A 16,524-nucleotide genomic window follows, 5' to 3' on the forward strand; every position below is an offset into this window, starting at 1 on the left:
GTTAGGGGGTCTCTAACGTGGAACTGAATGTAGTAAAGCCGGGCAATGCCGACGCGGGAAAGGTTTCCGTATCTGACGTTGCTTTCGCTAAAGAATACAACGAAGACCTGGTGCACCAGGTTGTGACTGCCTACATGGCAGGTGCCCGCCAGGGTACGCGCGCCCAGAAGAACCGCTCCGCGGTATCCGGTGGCGGCAAGAAGCCCTGGCGCCAGAAGGGTACCGGTCGCGCCCGTGCGGGAACCATCCGGTCCCCCATCTGGCGTTCCGGTGGCGTGACCTTCGCGGCCCAGCCGCAGGATCACTCCCAGAAAGTGAACCGCAAGATGTATCGTGCGGCGCTGCGCACCATCATGTCCGAGCTGGCTCGCCAGGATCGCCTGGTGGTGGTTGAGAGCCTGGAGGTCGAGCAGCCCAAGACCAGGCTGCTGGTGGAGCAGCTGGGTGGTTACGGAGTGGACAACGCGTTGATCGTTGCCACTGAGGTAAATGAAAACCTCTACCTGGCGTCCCGCAACCTGCACAAGGTTGACGTTCGCGATGTAGATGGTGTTGATCCCGTCAGCCTGATCGCCCACGACAAGGTGATCGTTACCGTTGACGCGGTCAAGAAGTTTGAGGAGATGCTGGGATGAACCAGGAGCGCGTATTTCAGGTGCTGGTAGGCCCGCACGTTTCCGAAAAAGCGGCTGTAGTTGCTGACCAGAGCAACCAGTTCGTGTTCAAGGTGGCAATAGACGCCACCAAGTCGGAGATCAAGAAGTCCGTTGAGCAGCTGTTCAAGGTCAAGGTCGACAAGGTCAGCACCCTCAAGGTTAAAGGCAAGGTGAAGCGCAACCGCTTTGGTTACAGCGCCAAGCCGACCTGGAAAAAAGCATATGTACGACTGGAGCAGGGTCAGGACATCGACTTTGCGTCAGTCGAGTAAGGAGTCGGATCGCAATGGCAATTTTGAAGAGTAAGCCCACTTCACCCGGTCGTCGTCACGTCGTCCGCGTTGTCAGTGAGGATCTGCACAAGGGTGCACCGCACAAGCCCCTGCTGGAAAAGCAGAGCCGCAACGGTGGCCGCAACAACAACGGTCGAATCACTACCCGTCATGTGGGTGGTGGGCACAAGCAGCACTACCGTGTTATCGACTTCAAGCGCACCAAGGACGGCATTCCCGCCAAGGTAGAGCGCATTGAATACGATCCGAACCGCACCGCGCACATCGCGCTGCTGCTGTTCGCCGACGGCGAGCGCCGCTACATCATCGCGCCCAAGGGCGTGAAGGCCGGAGACGTGCTGCAGTCAGGCTCCAGTGCCCCGATCAAGATCGGCAACTGCCTGCCGCTGCGCAACATCCCGGTAGGTACCGTGGTGCACGGCATTGAGCTCAAGCCTGGCAAGGGAGCGCAGATGGCCCGCTCCGCCGGTGCCTCGGTTCAGCTGGTGGCTCGTGAGGGTCGTTACGCCACCCTGCGCTTGCGCTCCGGTGAAACGCGCAAGGTGCTGGCAGACTGCCGCGCTACCCTGGGCGAAGTGTCGAACTCCGAGCACAGCCTGCGCAAGCTGGGTAAGGCCGGTGCTGCACGCTGGCGCGGTGTTCGCCCGACAGTTCGTGGTGTCGCCATGAACCCGGTTGACCACCCCCATGGTGGTGGTGAAGGCCGTACTTCCGGTGGCCGTCACCCGGTGAGCCCCTGGGGTACGCCCACCAAGGGTTACAAGACCCGCAAGAACAAGCGTACCGACAGCTTGATTGTGCGCCGTCGTGGTAAGAAATAACGGTCGTTGACTAGAGATTAGAGGAAGAGATTGTGCCGCGTTCACTGAAGAAAGGTCCTTTTATAGACCTGCACCTGATGAAGAAGGTTGAAACCGCGCTGGAAAGCAACGATCGTCGCCCGATCAAGACCTGGTCGCGCCGTTCAATGGTTTCACCGGACATGGTTGGCCTGACTATTGCCGTGCATAACGGCCGGCAGCACGTGCCTGTGCTGATCAACGAAGATATGGTCGGCCACAAGCTGGGCGAATTTGCGGTTACCCGCACATTCAAGGGCCACATCGTAGATAAAAAGGCGAAGCGCTAGGCGCTGCGTAGAGAGGTTTAGGAAATGGAAGTTGCAGCAAGACTGAAAGGCGCGCGTATCTCTGCGCAGAAAGCCCGGCTGGTCGCTGACCAGGTCCGCGGCAAGCCTGTAGAGGAAGCGCTTAGCCTGCTGGAATTCAGCAACAAGAAAGCGGCGCACATCGTCAAGAAGGTTCTTGACTCTGCGATCGCGAATGCTGAGAACAACGAAGGTGCGGATGTGGACGAACTGAAAGTTTCCACTGTCTTTGTTGATGAAGGTATGACCATGAAGCGCCTGCGTCCCCGTGCAAAGGGCCGCGCAGACCGCATTTTGAAGCGTAGCTGTCACATCACTGTGAAAGTTGCAGACGGCGAAGGCTAAGGAATCAGGAGACGACCACATGGGTCAGAAAGTAAACCCCATCGGCATCCGCCTCGGTATTGTTAAAGACCATAACTCTATCTGGTACGCCGACAGCAAAAACTACTCCAAGCAGTTGATTACTGACCTGGAGGTGCGCGAGTACATCGAGAAGGCGCTGGAAAATGCCTCCGTGAGCCGCGTTGTAATCGAGCGTCCGGCGCAGACAGCCCGTATTACCATCCACACTGCCCGCCCCGGTATTGTGATTGGCAAGAAGGGCGAAGACGTCGATGCGCTGCGCAAGGAGCTCACCAGGCGTATGGGTGTGCCCGTGCACATCAACATCGAGGAGATCCGCAAGCCGGATCTGGACGCCAAGCTGGTTGCGCAGAACGTTGCCCAGCAGCTCGAGCGTCGGGTGATGTTCCGCCGCGCCATGAAGCGCGTGGTGCAGAACGCCATGCGCCAGGGCGCAGAGGGGATCAAGATCCAGGTTGGTGGTCGTCTGGGCGGCGCTGAAATTGCCCGTTCTGAATGGTACCGCGAAGGTCGTGTGCCTCTGCACACCCTGCGTGCGGACATCGATTACGCCACCTATGAGGCCGCAACTACCTACGGCATCATCGGCGTGAAGGTTTGGATTTTCAAAGGTGAGGTTATCGGCGGTGAAGAGGCTGCCGAGTCTCCCAAGAAGACAGCAACTAATTAAGGGTTACGCAGATGCTTCAACCAAAGCGTACAAAATTTCGCAAGACTCAGAAGGGCCGCAACCGCGGCCTGGCCCATCGCGGCAGCAAGGTGAGCTTTGGCGAATTCGGACTGAAAGCGACAGGCCGTGGCCGCGTTACCGCGCGCCAGATTGAGGCGGCTCGTCGTGCCATGACCCGCCACATCAAGCGTGGCGGAAAGATCTGGATCCGTGTCTTCCCGGACAAGCCCATTACAGGCAAGCCGCTGGAAGTACGTCAGGGTAAAGGTAAAGGTAACGTTGAGTACTGGGTAGCCCAGGTTCAGCCCGGCAAGGTGCTTTATGAAGTGCAGGGCGTATCTGAGGAGCTGGCGCGGGAAGCGTTTGAGCTGGCCGCCGCCAAAATTCCCGTTGCTACAACATTTGTTAAACGGTCGGTGATGTGATGAAAGCAAGCGAATTGCGTGATAAGTCCGCTGAGGACCTGAACAAGCAGCTGCTCACCCTGCGTGAAGAGCAGTTCAAGCTGCGCATGCAGAAGTCCACTGGTCAGCTGGGGCAGTCTCACCTGCTCAAGCAGAACCAGCGTGACATCGCACGCGTGAAGACTGTACTTACTGAAAAGGCAGGTAACTAAGTATGTCAGCTGCAGAAAAGCGTACACGTCTGGCAACCGGCAGGGTTGTCAGCAACAAGATGGACAAGACCATTACTGTACTGGTTGAGCGTCGGGTCAAGCACCCGGTGTACGGCAAGTACATCACTCGTTCATCCAAAATCCACGCGCATGACGAGAGCAACCAGTGTGGCATCGGCGACACAGTAACAGTTGCAGAGACTCGCCCCATTTCCAAGAGCAAGACCTGGAAGTTGGTAGAAGTTGTAGAGAGCGCCGCGCAGGTTTAAACAGGCCTTCGGGTAGTGGTTAGAGTTTTTGCGGCCGCGGTGGTCGCAGTTTGGAGTAAGAGATGATTCAGACACAGTCGTATTTGGAAGTCGCAGATAACAGCGGCGCCCGTCGTGTGATGTGCATCAAGGTACTGGGTGGTTCCAAGCGTCGCTACGCGCGCGTTGGCGATCTCATCAAGGTTACCGTGAAAGAAGCCATCCCTCGCGGCAAGGTGAAGAAAGGCCAGGTAATGACTGCTGTTGTGGTTCGGACAAAGAAGGGTGTTCGCCGAGGCGACGGGTCCCTGATCAAGTTTGACGACAACGCTGCAGTACTGCTGAACGCCCAGGAAGCACCGATCGGCACCCGTATCTTTGGCCCGGTAACCCGTGAGCTGCGCGGCGAAAAATTCATGAAGATTATTTCTCTGGCCCCTGAAGTTATCTAAGGTCGAGGAGAGGAAAGAAAATGTTGAAGATCAAGCGCGACGACGAAGTGATTATCCTCGCCGGTAAGGACAAGGGTAAACGCGGTAAGGTTCGCAAGGTACTGGATAACGGCAAGGTGATCGTTGCCGGTATCAACATGATGAAAAAGCACACCAAGCCCAACCCGCAGGCGGGTGTGGCCGGCGGTATCGTGGAGAGAGAAGCGCCCATCCAGGTTTCCAACGTGGCGATCTTCAATCCCGCAACAGGCAAAGGCGATCGAGTGGGCTTCAAGGTGGAAGGCGACTCTAAGGTTCGTATCTTTAAATCCAGTGGCGAGGCAATCGGCTGAACCGGTCGGGTTAACAGGTAATAGACATGGCAACGTTGAAAGAAAAGTACACGAGCGAAATCGCTCCCCGGCTGAAAGAAGAGCTGGGTCTGGACAATGTGATGGAAGTTCCCCGCATCACCAAAATTACCCTGAACATGGGTGTGGGTGAAGCGCTTGGCGACAAGAAGGTCCTTGAGGCCGCGGTTGCCGACATGGAAAAGATCTCCGGCCAGAAGGTTGTAGTAACCAAGGCGCGCAAGTCCATTGCGGGCTTCAAGGTGCGTGAAGGCTGGCCGATCGGCTGCAAGGTAACGCTGCGCTCCGAGCGCATGTACGAATTCCTGGAGCGCCTGATCAGCATAGCGATTCCCCGTATTCGTGACTTCCGCGGCATCAGCCCCAAGTCATTTGACGGCCGCGGCAACTTCGCGATGGGCGTTAATGAACAGATCATTTTCCCGGAAATCGACTACGACAAGGTGGACGCACTGCGCGGTATGGATATCACCATTACCACCACTGCTCGTACGGATGATGAAGGTCGTGCCCTGCTGCGCGCTTTCAACTTCCCCCTGAAAGGTTAAGAGGCTTTATACATGGCTAAGAAATCTATGATTGCGCGTGAACAAAAGCGTGCACGTATGGTAGCTAAGTACGCTCAGAAGCGCGCTGCACTGAAGGCGATTATCGCTGACGTGAACGCCTCCGACGAAGAGAAGTGGGATGCGCAGGTTGCGCTGCAAAAGCTGCCTCGTGACGCCAACCCGGTTCGCCAGCAGCGCCGCTGCCAGGTCACCGGTCGTCCCCACGCGGTATATCGTAAGTTTGGCCTGTGCCGTAACAAGCTGCGTGAAGCAGCGATGCGCGGTGATGTGCCCGGCCTGGTTAAAGCCAGCTGGTAACGGAGAACTATTGAAATGAGCATGCAAGATCCGCTGTCAGATATGCTGACCCGTATTCGCAACGCCCAGATGGCTGGCAAGACCGGTGTAGAAATGCCCGGGTCCAAGCTGAAGGCCGCTGTTGCAAATGTGCTGAAGGAAGAAGGCTACATCGCTGACTTCAACGCAACCAACGATGGTGGCAAGCCCCGGCTTGCGATCGAACTGAAATACTACCAGGGCAAGCCGGTTATCGCCGAGATTGACCGCATCAGCCGCCCCGGCCTGCGTAACTACGCCGGCAAGGACGAGATGCCCTCCGTGCGCGGTGGCCTGGGTGTAGCGATCATCTCCACCTCCAAGGGTGTGATGACTGATCGCGCTGCACGCGCTGCCGGTGTTGGCGGCGAAGTGCTCTGCACAGTTTTCTAAACTAATTGATTTGAAGAGCATTCGAAATGTCTAGAGTCGCAAATAATCCGGTACAACTGCCCAGCGGTGTAGAGATCAAGCTTAACGGCAGTGATCTTACCGTCAAAGGCAGCAAAGGTACGCTGGAGCTGTCATTGGTAGACGGCGTACAGGTGAACCAGGATGACAACGTCTTGACCTTCGCTTACGAGTCCGACAAGTCCAAGGCAATGGCCGGGACCACGCGCGCACTGGTAAACAACATGGTCAAGGGCGTCAGCGAAGGCTGGGAGAAAAAGCTGGTTCTCAACGGTGTTGGTTACCGTGCCAAGGCTTCCGGTAACACCGTCAACCTGACCGTAGGTCTTTCCCACCCGGTAGATTACCAGCTGCCTGAGGGTGTTTCCGCGGAAACTCCCAGCCAGACCGAAATAGTGGTCAGGGGAATCGACAAGCAGGCCGTTGGCCAGGCAGCTGCCGAGATTCGCAGCTACCGACCACCGGAGCCGTACAAGGGTAAGGGTATTCGTTACGCTGACGAATATGTCCGTCGTAAAGAAGCCAAGAAGAAGTAGTAGGTACTAGACATGAGTGCAAAGAATGATTCAAGGCTGCGTCGCGCCCGTCGCGCTCGCGCCCGTATGCGCACCCAGGGCGTAAACCGCCTCAGCGTGCACCGTACTCCCCGGCACATCTATGCCCAGGTAATTGCACCGGAAGGTGACAAGGTGCTGGCGAGTGCTTCTACCCTGGACGCGGACCTGCGTAAAGGCGCAACAGGTAATGTCGATGCAGCCGCGGCCGTGGGCAAGCTGGTTGCCGAGCGCGCCAGGGCCGCTGGCATTGAGACGGTTGCCTTCGATCGTGCGGGTTACAAGTATCACGGACGGGTCAAGGCCCTGGCCGACGCCGCCCGTGAAAGTGGACTGGAATTCTAAGGTAACAAGATATGGCTTTTAACGAGCAGAAGAAGCAGCAGCAGACCGAAGGCGATCTCCAGGAGAAGCTGGTACAGGTCAACCGTGTCGCCAAAGTGGTTAAAGGTGGCCGTATCTTCGGGTTTACCGCGCTGACTGTGGTCGGTGACGGCAACGGCAAGGTAGGTTTCGGTCGCGGCAAGGCCCGTGAGGTTCCGGTTGCTATCCAGAAGGCTATGGAAGCGGCGCGCCGCAACATGATCCAGGTTGAGCTGAATGACGGCACTATCCAGTACCCGGTGAAGGCCTCCCACGGCGCATCCAAGGTTTACATGCAGCCCGCCTCCGAAGGTACCGGTGTGATTGCCGGTGGTGCGATGCGCGCCGTGCTGGAAATTGCCGGTGTTCACAACGTGCTGGCCAAGTGCTACGGCTCCACCAACCCGGTGAACGTGGTACGCGCAACTTTCAACGGCCTGCGTGATATGTCGGCTCCCGAAGACGTGGCTGCCAAGCGCGGCAAGTCCGTCGAAGAAATTTTGAACTAAGTATTGGGTTGATTAGCCATGGCTAAAGCAATGATCAAGGTTACCCAGGTCAAGAGCACCAACGGTCGCCTCAAGAACCACAAGGCGTGCGTTGCCGGCCTCGGTCTGCGTCGTATTGGTCACACCGTGGAAGTGGAGGACACTCCTTCCGTCCGCGGCATGATCAACAAAGTTAACTACCTGGTACGGGTTGAGGACTGAGTAATGTCTGATGTAATGCGACTGAACACCCTGAGCTCCGCTCCGGGTGCCAGGAAAAACAGCAAGCGCGTTGGCCGTGGTATCGGCTCCGGCGTGGGCAAGACCGCTGGTCGCGGTCACAAGGGCCAGAAGTCTCGTTCCGGCGGCACTGTACGTCCGGGCTTTGAGGGTGGCCAGATGCCACTGCAGAAGCGTCTGCCCAAGTACGGCTTCACTTCGCGTATGGCCCGTACTACCGCGCAGGTTCGCCTTTCCGAGCTCAATGCAGTGGAAGTCGATGTTGTCGACCTGGATGCGCTCAAAGCAGCCGATCTGGTCAAGGGCAATGTCACTCGCGCCCGGGTGTTTCTCTCCGGTGAACTGGGTAAAGCGCTGACCATCAAGGGAATCGCGGTAACCAAGGGTGCCCGCGAAGCTATTGAGAAGGCCGGCGGAAAAGTCGAGGAATAAATGGCTCAAGGACAGCTGCCCTCAGTAAACAAGGCAGGCATGGGCGAGCTTTTTGCTCGCCTTCGTTTTGTTTTACTGGCAATTATTGTGTACAGGATCGGGACCCATATCCCGGTCCCGGGAATTGACCCCAACCAGCTGGCAGCATTGTTCAACCAGAACCAGGGCACCATTCTGGGTCTGGCCAACATGTTCTCCGGCGGCGCCCTGGAGCGGATGAGTATCCTGGCGCTGGGTATCATGCCTTACATCTCTGCATCGATCATCATGCAGCTGATGGCGGCGGTGACGCCACAGCTGGAACAGCTGAAAAAAGAGGGCGAGTCTGGCCGCCGTAAAATCAGCCAGTACACGCGCTACCTGACGGTAGTGCTGGCTATTATCCAGGCCACTGGTATGACCGTGGGTATGGCCAACCAGGGTATGAGTTACGACACATCACTGCTGTTTTACGTGATTGCCATTACTTCCCTGGTTACCGGCGCAGTCTTCATGATGTGGCTGGGAGAGCAGATTACAGAAAAGGGTGTAGGCAACGGTATTTCACTGTTGATCTTCGCCGGTATTGTCGCCGGTCTGCCGTCGGCAATCGGCCAGTCGCTGGAGCAGGCGCGTCAGGGTGAACTCAATATCCTGATCCTGCTGTTCATCCTGGCCCTGGCGATCGCGGTGATCTACATGATTGTGTTCATCGAACGCGGCCAGCGCCGCATTACGGTGAACTATGCCAAGCGGCAACAGGGCCGCAAGATGTACCAGGCGCAGAGCTCGCACCTGCCCCTGAAAGTGAACATGGCGGGTGTAATCCCGGCTATTTTCGCCAGTAGCATCCTGCTGTTCCCGGCGTCCATAGCCCAGTGGTTCGGCTCCTCCGGGGGCGCTGACTGGCTGCAGGACCTGGCCGTGGCTATTGGCCCCGGACAGCCGTTGAACATCCTGCTGTTTACTGTGTTTGTGGTGTTTTTCTGCTTCTTCTATACGGCGTTGATGTTCAACCCGCAGGAAGTGGCTGACAACCTGAAGCGTTCCGGCGCGTTTGTGCCCGGCATACGCCCGGGCCAGCAGACTGCCAACTATATCGATGGCGTGCTGACCCGGTTGACGGTATTCGGTTCGGCGTATATCGCGCTGGTCTGCCTGATGCCCCAGTTCCTGGTGGTGATGTGGAACGTGCCCTTTTACCTGGGCGGTACCTCACTGCTGATTGTGGTTGTTGTGGTAATGGATTTTATGGCCCAGGTGCAAAGCCACCTGATGTCTCACCAGTATGATTCGGTGATGAAGAAGGCCAACCTGAAGAATTATGGTGGTGCCGGGCGCGTACGCTAAGCGCCCTTAACCGAAACGGAGAAGTAAAGATGAAAGTACGTGCATCAGTAAAGAAGATCTGCCGCAACTGCAAGGTTGTGCGTCGTAACGGCGTTGTGCGGGTAATCTGCAACACAGATCCGCGTCACAAGCAGCGTCAGGGTTAAGTCCTGCGCACGGTTGATTTTTTGTAACGATATCGCTAGAATGCTGCGCCTTTCGCGCCCGACCCGCTGATTTTTCCGTATTTTCGAGTGAAATCAGGGGCTTGCGCCAAATCGCCCATTAAGCGAAAGACATTTTTGGAGAAAGTTGGATGGCTCGTATTGCCGGCGTCAACATACCCGATAACAAGCATGCTGTTATCTCACTGACATACATCTACGGTGTGGGTCGCACTACTGCGAAGCAGCTGTGCGCCGCTACCGGTGTTGAGGAAAGCGCCAGGATTGGTGACCTTTCCGAAGAGCAGATGGACGCCCTGCGTGGCAAAGTCGCCGAGATGAGCGTTGAAGGTGACCTCCGTCGTGAAGTCTCCATGAACATCAAGCGCCTGATGGACCTGGGCTGCAACCGTGGCCTGCGTCACCGCCGTGGCCTGCCGCTGCGCGGTCAGCGCACCAAGACCAATGCGCGCACCCGCAAGGGACCGCGTAAGCCGATTCGCAAGTAAGGGCAAGACCGAAGTCCCCCCTCAGCGAATTCTTTTTAGTGTAGCTGCACCTAAGTGCAGTGTTGATATTAAAGTAGGAAGTACGATATGGCCAAGCCAGGTGCCAAAGGCACTCGCAAGAAAATCACAAAGACTGTCGTGGACGGAATCGCCCACGTACATGCATCTTTCAACAACACCATCATCACCATTACCGATCGCCAGGGCAACACCCTGAGTTGGGCCACCGCTGGTGGTTCCGGTTTCCGCGGTTCTCGTAAGAGCACCCCGTTCGCAGCCCAGGTTGCTGCAGAGCGTGCCGGAGAAGCCGCCAAGGAATATGGTCTGAAGAATCTCGACGTGCAGGTCAAGGGCCCCGGACCGGGTCGCGAATCTGCTGTTCGCGCGCTGAACGCTTGTGGTTACAAGATCAGCAACATCACTGACGTCACGCCGATTCCCCACAACGGCTGCCGTCCGCCCAAGAAACGTCGCGTGTAACACCACGACAAGCGCTTAGAGGAAGAAATAGACATGGCTCGATATATTGGACCCAAGTGCAAGCTCTCCCGTCGTGAAGGAACCGACCTGTTCCTGAAGAGCGGTGTGCGCGCACTGGAAAGCAAGTGTAAAGCAGAAGCAATCCCCGGCCAGCACGGCGCCCGTCGCGGCCGCCTGTCCGACTTCGGGGTACAGTTGCGTGAGAAGCAAAAGGTGCGCCGTATTTATGGCGTGCTGGAGAAGCAGTTCCGCAACTACTACAAAAAAGCGGCCCGCCAGAAGGGGCCCACTGGCGAGAACCTCCTGCAGTTGCTGGAATCCCGCCTGGATAACGTGGTTTACCGCATGGGCTTCGGCTCAACCCGCTCGGAAGCGCGGCAGCTGGTTGCCCACAAGGCAATCCTGGTGAACGGTGAAGTAGTGAATATTGCCTCCTATCAGGTGCAAGCAGGTGACGTCGTGTCCCTGCGTGAAAAGGCCAAGAAGCAGCTGCGTGTGCAGTCTGCCCTGGCCCTGGCAGCCCAGCGCGGCGAGCCCGAGTGGATTGAAGTAAACACGGACAAACTCGAAGGTACCTTCAAGTCCGTCCCCGATCGCCAGGATCTCTCCTCCGAGATCAACGAAAACCTGATCGTCGAACTTTACTCCAAGTAATCCACCGAAGGATCAACCTAAAAGGTGCCCCGAATGCAGAGTGCAGTGAACGAATTTTTGACCCCGCGCGTGATCAATGTTGATGAGAAGAACAGCACACGCGCCCAGGTAACCCTGGAACCCCTGGAGCGTGGCTTTGGCCACACCCTGGGCAATGCCTTGCGTCGCATCCTGCTGTCTTCCATGCCCGGTTGTGCCATCACCGAGGTGGAAATTGACGGCGTATTGCATGAATACAGTGCAATCGAAGGCGTGCAGGAAGATGTGATCGAGATCCTGCTGAACCTCAAGGGCGTTGCCCTGGTAATGAACGGCAAGGAAGAGGCCGAGCTGACCCTGAGCAAAAAGGGTGCCGGTGCGGTTACCGCCGCCGATATCCAGGTTGACCACGATATCGAGATCCGTAACCCGGATCACGTCATCTGTCACCTGAATGGCGCGTCCGAAATCAACATGAAGTTGACCGTTGCCCGCGGCCGCGGCTACTCGCCCGCTGATTCCCGGGTGAACCCGGAAGAGGAAACCCGCTCTATCGGCCGTCTGCAGCTGGACGCCACATTCTCCCCGGTACACCGCGTGTCCTACGTGGTCGACTCTGCCCGTGTGGAGCAGCGTACCGACCTGGACAAGCTGATTCTGGACCTGGAGACCAACGGCACCATCGACCCGGAAGAGGCGATCCGTCGGGCCGCGACCATTCTGCAGCAGCAGCTGGCCGTGTTCGTCGACCTGGAAAGTGAATCCGAGTCCGAGTCTGTAGAGGAAGAGGACGAGGTGGATCCGATTCTGCTGCGTCCGGTTGACGACCTGGAGCTGACCGTTCGCTCCGCCAACTGCCTCAAGGCCGAAAATATTTACTACATCGGTGACCTGGTACAGCGTACCGAGGTGGAGCTGCTGAAAACCCCGAACCTGGGTAAGAAGTCTCTCACCGAGATCAAGGACGTGCTGGCGTCACGCGGTCTGTCCCTGGGCATGCGCCTGGACAACTGGCCGCCTGCCAGCCTGAAAAACGACGACCGGGTGCTTAGCGCCTGAGCCGCCCGGTCAACCAGATAGCAGTGCTGAGATAGCACCCTTAAACATAGGATTGGAAAAATGCGTCATCGTCACAGTGGACGTCAGCTGAACCGCAACAGTTCTCACCGCAAGGCCATGTTCCGTAACATGACCATCTCCCTGGTTGAGCACGAGTTGATCAAGACAACCCTGCCCAAGGCAAAAGAGCTGCGCAGCTATGCTGAGCCGCTGATTACCCTGGCCAAGAAAGACAGCGTCGCCAATCGTCGCCTGGCTTTCGACCGCACCCGCAGCAAGGAAGCGGTCGGCAAGCTGTTCAACGAGCTGGGCCCGCGCTACCAGGATCGCCCCGGTGGCTATATCCGCATTCTCAAGTGTGGCTACCGCGCCGGCGACAAGGCCCCCATGGCCTATGTCGAGCTGGTGGATCGTCCCCAGATCGAATCCTTCGACGACGAGGATTGAGTCCCCGGGGTGAGTGACGCTGAAAAGCCGGGCTGGTCCCGGCTTTTTTGTGTCCGCGCTGCAGGGATGTGCGACCGGGCGCAAGGCCCGGTCGCGGCTGATTTAATCTTGCAGCGCCGGTGATCAATCGTCCGGCAGCAGCACGCCGCCATCGAGCACATGCACCACACCGTTACAGGCGAATATATCGGTCTGCAGGATGGATACATCGTTAATGAAGGCGGTGCTGCCGTCGAGGGACGGGAAGGTGAAATCGCGGTTGAGCATGCGGATCCTGCGGGAGTCCAGCACATCTGCCTCGTCGCGCTCACCGGGGGCGATATGGTACTTGAGAATCACGCCCAGCGTGTCCTCGTCCAGGGCTGAAACCAGGTCCAGACCGTCAGCCTCGTCGTCCTCCAGCACCGCTCTTGCCGCTGTATCAAAGGCGCCATTGGTGGGTGCGAATACGGTCAGGTTGCGGTTGCCGTCCAGAAAGCCGACCAGGCCTGCTTTCGCGGCCGCCGCGACGAGTGTGCTGAAATTCGGATTGCCTGCCGCAATGTCCTTGATCGATACCGCGTCAGGTGCTTTGCAGTTACCCGCGTAGGCCGCGGAACCCATGCTCATGGCGGCCGCCAGTGCCAGTACTTTTTTCATCGTCTTATCCTCGGTGCGTAAGTTTGGGAGCCCAGTGCCGCCGGGTGGGGCGGCACTGCAAAGGCTATTGTCGTTACGCGTTGAGAGGCGGGGCCAGATTCAGCCGGCAGGCGGATTGCCGTCCAGCGCCCTGGTCAATTCCCGGACAAAGATCAGGCCGCCTTCTTCCGGCTGCGCTTGAGGAGCGGCGCGAGGAACTTGCCAGTGAATGAGCCCTTGGCCCTGGCGACGTCTTCCGGGGTGCCGGTGGCGATGATCTGGCCACCGCCGGAGCCGCCCTCCGGCCCCAGGTCCACAATCCAGTCGGCCGTCTTGATGACATCGAGGTTGTGCTCGATGATGACTACCGTGTTGCCGTGGTCGCGCAGCCGGTGCAGCACTTCCAGCAGCTGCTTGATGTCCTCAAAGTGCAGGCCGGTGGTCGGCTCGTCGAGAATGTACAGGGTATTACCGGTATCCCGCTTGGACAGCTCCCGCGACAGCTTGACCCGCTGGGCCTCGCCGCCGGACAGCGTGGTGGCGGCCTGGCCGAGGCGAATATAGGAAAGCCCCACATCCATCAGGGTTTGCAGTTTACGGGCGATGGCGGGCACGGGCTCAAAGAAGGCCAGGGCATCCTCCACCGTCATTTCCAGCACCTCGTGAATATTTTTGCCCTTATAGCGGATTTCCAGGGTTTCCCGGTTGTAGCGCATGCCCTTGCAGATATCGCAGGGCACGTAGATATCGGGCAGGAAGTGCATTTCCACCTTGGTGACGCCGTCACCCTGGCAGGCCTCGCAGCGACCACCCTTGACGTTGAAGCTGAAGCGTCCCGGTTTGTAGCCCCGTGAGCGGGCCTCCTGGGTGCCGGCAAACAGCTCCCGTACCGGGGTGAAGATCCCGGTGTAGGTGGCCGGGTTGGAGCGCGGCGTACGGCCAATGGGGCTCTGGTCAATATCGATGCATTTGTCGATGTGGTCCATGCCCCTGATGCTGTCGTGGGGTGCCGCCGTCAGGGTGGTGGCGCCGTTGAGCGCGGTGGCCGCCAGGGGGTACAGGGTGCCGTTGATCAGGGTCGACTTGCCCGAGCCCGAGACGCCGGTAACACAGGTAAGCAGGCCCACGGGAATTGCCAGGCCGATGCTCTGGAGGTTGTTGCCGCAGGCGCCAGACAGCACCAGCTGTTTCTTCTTGTCCACCGGCGTGCGCTTTGCTGGCACCTCGATCTTCCTGCGTCCGGCAAGGTAGTCGCCGGTCAGGGACTGTTCATTGGCGATGATGTCCTGCATCGCACCCTGCGCCACCACCTGGCCGCCGTGCACCCCGGCCCCCGGACCGATGTCGATGATGTGGTCGGCGCTGCGGATGGCGTCCTCGTCGTGCTCCACCACCAGCACCGTGTTGCCCAGGTCCCGGAGGTGGGTCAGGGTGCGCAGCAGGCGCTCGTTGTCGCGCTGGTGCAGGCCGATAGAGGGCTCGTCGAGAATGTACATCACCCCCACCAGGCCGGCGCCGATCTGCGAGGCGAGGCGGATGCGCTGGGCCTCACCGCCGGACAGGGTCTCGGCGCTGCGGTTGAGGCTGAGGTAATTGAGGCCAACGTCGACCAGGAAGCGGTAGCGGGCGCGCAGTTCCTTGAGGATCTTGTCGGCGATCTCGCCCTTGCGGCCGCTGAGCGCTATCTCGTTGAAGTAAGTCTCCGCATCGCCAACGGACATATCGGTAATCGAGGGCAGGGTGCGCCCGTCGACAAAGACATGGCGGGCGTCCCGGCGCAGGCGGGTGCCCTCGCAGTCCGGGCAGGGCTGGGTGGCGAGGAACCTGGCCAGGTCCTCGCGTACCGACTGTGAGTCAGTGTCGCGATAGCGCCGTTCCATATTGGGAATGATTCCCTCGAAGGGATGGGTGCGCTTGAACACATCGCCGCGGTCGTTGATGTAGGAGAAGGCGATCTCCTGCTTGCCGCTGCCGTGGAGGATGATCTTCTGGTGTTTCTTGCTCAGCTTTTCAAAGGGCGTGTCGATATCGAAACCGTAGTGCTCGGCCAGGGAATTGAGCATGTGAAAGTAGTAGACGTTGCGGCGGTCCCAGCCGCGGATGGCGCCCGCGGCGAGGCTGGACTCAGGGTGCATGACGATGCGCCCGGCGTCGAAGTACTGTTTAACGCCCAGGCCGTCGCAGCTGCCGCAGGCCCCGGCCGGGTTGTTGAAGGAGAACAGGCGTGGTTCCAACTCGTCGATACTGTGGCCGCACTCCGGGCAGGCGAATCGGGCGGAGAAGGCAATGTCCTCACCATCGCCGTCCATCCAGGAAATCGAGGCCAGGCCGTCGGTGAGAGCCAGCGCGGTTTCGAAGGACTCTGCCAGCCGCAGGCCGAGGTCCTCGCGAACCTTGAAGCGATCGACCACCACTTCAATACGGTGCTTGCGGTTCTTCTCCAGTTCCGGGACATCATCCAGGTCGGTGACGAGCCCGTCGACGCGGGCGCGGACGAAACCGGCGGCGCGCAACTCCTCGAACACATGCAGGTGCTCGCCCTTGCGGTCCCGCACGACCGGCGCCAGCAGCATCAGCTTACTGCCTTCGGGCAGGGCCAGCACGGTGTCGACCATCTGGCTGATGGTCTGCGCCTGCAGGTCGAGGCCGTGATCCGGGCAGCGGGGGTCTCCTACCCGGGCGAACAGCAGGCGCAGGTAGTCATAGATCTCGGTAATCGTGCCCACGGTGGAACGGGGGTTGTGGGAGGTGGATTTCTGCTCGATGGAAATCGCCGGAGACAGGCCCTCGATATGGTCCATATCGGGTTTTTCCATCATTGACAGGAACTGCCGGGCGTAGGTCGAGAGGGATTCCACGTAGCGCCGCTGGCCCTCGGCATAGAGCGTGTCGAACGCCAGCGAGGATTTGCCGGAGCCGGAGAGCCCGGTAATGATCACCAGCTTGTCGCGGGGGATGTCCAGGTCGATGTTTTTAAGGTTGTGGGTGCGCGCACCGCGCACTTGGATGGTGTCCATTGCCAGTCAATTACCGCAGAAAAATCAGAACAGGAAAGTATATGCTGTCATTGTTACGGCTTGCAAAGGGAAACAGACCTGCCGATCAGCACGCCGCCTTGGCCCGCAGCTTTCCCGCC

The 16,524-nt window shown here is 58.6% G+C and carries 28 protein-coding genes; 26 read left to right on the plus strand and 2 right to left on the minus strand.

The window, feature by feature from the left end:
- Positions 1 to 17: 17 nt before the first annotated feature.
- The 26 genes from rplD (at position 18) to rplQ (ending at position 12,770) form a co-directional block, all read left to right on the plus strand.
- On the plus strand, positions 18 to 635 hold the full coding sequence (gene rplD, locus DWB85_RS13185) for a 50S ribosomal protein L4 (protein WP_205422737.1): 618 nt from the start codon (positions 18 to 20) through the stop codon (positions 633 to 635).
- Positions 632 to 928, plus strand: coding sequence for a 50S ribosomal protein L23 (gene rplW / locus DWB85_RS13190; protein WP_117955451.1), 297 nt, complete (start codon positions 632 to 634; stop codon positions 926 to 928). Before rplD ends, rplW begins: the two co-directional genes overlap by 4 nt.
- 14 nt (positions 929 to 942) lie before the next feature.
- Positions 943 to 1,770, plus strand: coding sequence for a 50S ribosomal protein L2 (rplB, locus tag DWB85_RS13195; RefSeq protein WP_117955453.1), 828 nt, complete (start codon positions 943 to 945; stop codon positions 1,768 to 1,770).
- Positions 1,771 to 1,802: 32 nt separating this feature from the next.
- Positions 1,803 to 2,078, plus strand: coding sequence for a 30S ribosomal protein S19 (gene rpsS / locus DWB85_RS13200; protein ID WP_066055377.1), 276 nt, complete (start codon positions 1,803 to 1,805; stop codon positions 2,076 to 2,078).
- 24 nt (positions 2,079 to 2,102) lie between these two features.
- Positions 2,103 to 2,441 (plus strand): 50S ribosomal protein L22, encoded by a 339-nt coding sequence (rplV, locus tag DWB85_RS13205; RefSeq protein ID WP_117955455.1) that lies wholly within the window; start codon positions 2,103 to 2,105, stop codon positions 2,439 to 2,441.
- A 19-nt stretch (positions 2,442 to 2,460) separates the two neighbouring features.
- On the plus strand, positions 2,461 to 3,132 hold the full coding sequence (gene rpsC, locus DWB85_RS13210) for a 30S ribosomal protein S3 (RefSeq protein WP_117955457.1): 672 nt from the start codon (positions 2,461 to 2,463) through the stop codon (positions 3,130 to 3,132).
- Between the two features lie 11 nt (positions 3,133 to 3,143).
- Positions 3,144 to 3,557 carry a 50S ribosomal protein L16 gene (gene rplP, locus DWB85_RS13215; RefSeq protein WP_117955459.1) on the plus strand — a complete coding sequence of 138 codons (414 nt, stop codon included), beginning with the start codon at positions 3,144 to 3,146 and terminating at the stop codon, positions 3,555 to 3,557.
- Positions 3,557 to 3,748, plus strand: coding sequence for a 50S ribosomal protein L29 (gene rpmC / locus DWB85_RS13220; RefSeq protein ID WP_117955461.1), 192 nt, complete (start codon positions 3,557 to 3,559; stop codon positions 3,746 to 3,748). The genes rplP and rpmC overlap by 1 nt, the downstream gene beginning before the upstream one ends.
- A gap of 2 nt (positions 3,749 to 3,750) precedes the next feature.
- A complete protein-coding gene (gene rpsQ, locus DWB85_RS13225) occupies positions 3,751 to 4,017 on the plus strand; it encodes a 30S ribosomal protein S17 (RefSeq protein ID WP_117955464.1) in 267 nt (88 codons plus the stop codon).
- Positions 4,018 to 4,079: 62 nt separating this feature from the next.
- A complete protein-coding gene (gene rplN / locus DWB85_RS13230) occupies positions 4,080 to 4,448 on the plus strand; it encodes a 50S ribosomal protein L14 (protein ID WP_117955466.1) in 369 nt (122 codons plus the stop codon).
- A 20-nt stretch (positions 4,449 to 4,468) separates the two neighbouring features.
- Complete coding sequence (gene rplX / locus DWB85_RS13235; RefSeq protein WP_117955468.1) at positions 4,469 to 4,780, plus strand: 50S ribosomal protein L24; 312 nt, start codon at positions 4,469 to 4,471, stop codon at positions 4,778 to 4,780.
- 26 nt (positions 4,781 to 4,806) lie between these two features.
- Positions 4,807 to 5,346, plus strand: a complete 540-nt coding sequence (rplE, locus tag DWB85_RS13240) for a 50S ribosomal protein L5 (protein WP_117955470.1) — start codon at positions 4,807 to 4,809, stop codon at positions 5,344 to 5,346.
- A 12-nt stretch (positions 5,347 to 5,358) separates the two neighbouring features.
- Complete coding sequence (gene rpsN / locus DWB85_RS13245; protein WP_117955473.1) at positions 5,359 to 5,664, plus strand: 30S ribosomal protein S14; 306 nt, start codon at positions 5,359 to 5,361, stop codon at positions 5,662 to 5,664.
- Positions 5,665 to 5,679: 15 nt separating this feature from the next.
- The gene (gene rpsH, locus DWB85_RS13250; protein ID WP_117955475.1) at positions 5,680 to 6,075 is read left to right on the plus strand and encodes a 30S ribosomal protein S8; all 396 of its coding nucleotides are present in this window, start codon (positions 5,680 to 5,682) and stop codon (positions 6,073 to 6,075) included.
- 26 nt (positions 6,076 to 6,101) lie between these two features.
- The gene (gene rplF, locus DWB85_RS13255; RefSeq protein ID WP_117955477.1) at positions 6,102 to 6,629 is read left to right on the plus strand and encodes a 50S ribosomal protein L6; all 528 of its coding nucleotides are present in this window, start codon (positions 6,102 to 6,104) and stop codon (positions 6,627 to 6,629) included.
- A 12-nt stretch (positions 6,630 to 6,641) separates the two neighbouring features.
- Positions 6,642 to 6,992, plus strand: a complete 351-nt coding sequence (rplR, locus tag DWB85_RS13260) for a 50S ribosomal protein L18 (RefSeq protein WP_117955479.1) — start codon at positions 6,642 to 6,644, stop codon at positions 6,990 to 6,992.
- An 11-nt stretch (positions 6,993 to 7,003) separates the two neighbouring features.
- On the plus strand, positions 7,004 to 7,519 hold the full coding sequence (gene rpsE / locus DWB85_RS13265) for a 30S ribosomal protein S5 (protein ID WP_117955481.1): 516 nt from the start codon (positions 7,004 to 7,006) through the stop codon (positions 7,517 to 7,519).
- An 18-nt stretch (positions 7,520 to 7,537) separates the two neighbouring features.
- Complete coding sequence (rpmD, locus tag DWB85_RS13270) at positions 7,538 to 7,720, plus strand: 50S ribosomal protein L30 (RefSeq protein ID WP_066055339.1); 183 nt, start codon at positions 7,538 to 7,540, stop codon at positions 7,718 to 7,720.
- A 15-nt stretch (positions 7,721 to 7,735) separates the two neighbouring features.
- Complete coding sequence (rplO, locus tag DWB85_RS13275) at positions 7,736 to 8,170, plus strand: 50S ribosomal protein L15 (protein WP_117955483.1); 435 nt, start codon at positions 7,736 to 7,738, stop codon at positions 8,168 to 8,170.
- On the plus strand, positions 8,171 to 9,499 hold the full coding sequence (gene secY / locus DWB85_RS13280) for a preprotein translocase subunit SecY (protein WP_117955485.1): 1,329 nt from the start codon (positions 8,171 to 8,173) through the stop codon (positions 9,497 to 9,499).
- A gap of 29 nt (positions 9,500 to 9,528) precedes the next feature.
- Entirely contained in the window at positions 9,529 to 9,645 is a 117-nt protein-coding gene (rpmJ, locus tag DWB85_RS13285; protein ID WP_066055334.1) for a 50S ribosomal protein L36, read from the plus strand.
- A gap of 149 nt (positions 9,646 to 9,794) precedes the next feature.
- A complete protein-coding gene (gene rpsM / locus DWB85_RS13290; protein WP_117955487.1) occupies positions 9,795 to 10,151 on the plus strand; it encodes a 30S ribosomal protein S13 in 357 nt (118 codons plus the stop codon).
- 87 nt (positions 10,152 to 10,238) lie between these two features.
- Positions 10,239 to 10,631 (plus strand): 30S ribosomal protein S11, encoded by a 393-nt coding sequence (gene rpsK, locus DWB85_RS13295; protein ID WP_066055329.1) that lies wholly within the window; start codon positions 10,239 to 10,241, stop codon positions 10,629 to 10,631.
- Positions 10,632 to 10,664: 33 nt separating this feature from the next.
- Positions 10,665 to 11,285: a 30S ribosomal protein S4 gene (rpsD, locus tag DWB85_RS13300; RefSeq protein ID WP_117955490.1), complete on the plus strand. Its 621-nt coding sequence runs from the start codon at positions 10,665 to 10,667 to the stop codon at positions 11,283 to 11,285.
- 33 nt (positions 11,286 to 11,318) lie between these two features.
- Positions 11,319 to 12,323, plus strand: coding sequence for a DNA-directed RNA polymerase subunit alpha (locus tag DWB85_RS13305; RefSeq protein ID WP_117955492.1), 1,005 nt, complete (start codon positions 11,319 to 11,321; stop codon positions 12,321 to 12,323).
- A 60-nt stretch (positions 12,324 to 12,383) separates the two neighbouring features.
- Entirely contained in the window at positions 12,384 to 12,770 is a 387-nt protein-coding gene (gene rplQ / locus DWB85_RS13310; RefSeq protein ID WP_117955494.1) for a 50S ribosomal protein L17, read from the plus strand.
- 123 nt (positions 12,771 to 12,893) lie between these two features.
- Here rplQ and DWB85_RS13315 read toward each other — a convergent pair whose 3' ends face one another.
- Both DWB85_RS13315 and uvrA read right to left on the minus strand, forming a co-directional pair.
- A complete protein-coding gene (locus tag DWB85_RS13315) occupies positions 12,894 to 13,409 on the minus strand; it encodes a fasciclin domain-containing protein (RefSeq protein ID WP_117955496.1) in 516 nt (171 codons plus the stop codon).
- A gap of 152 nt (positions 13,410 to 13,561) precedes the next feature.
- The gene (uvrA, locus tag DWB85_RS13320; protein WP_117955498.1) at positions 13,562 to 16,405 is read right to left on the minus strand and encodes an excinuclease ABC subunit UvrA; all 2,844 of its coding nucleotides are present in this window, start codon (positions 16,403 to 16,405) and stop codon (positions 13,562 to 13,564) included.
- Positions 16,406 to 16,524: the final 119 nt, after the last annotated feature.

This window comes from Seongchinamella sediminis (assembly GCF_003457605.1).
GTDB lineage: Bacteria > Pseudomonadota > Gammaproteobacteria > Pseudomonadales > Halieaceae > Halioglobus > Halioglobus sediminis.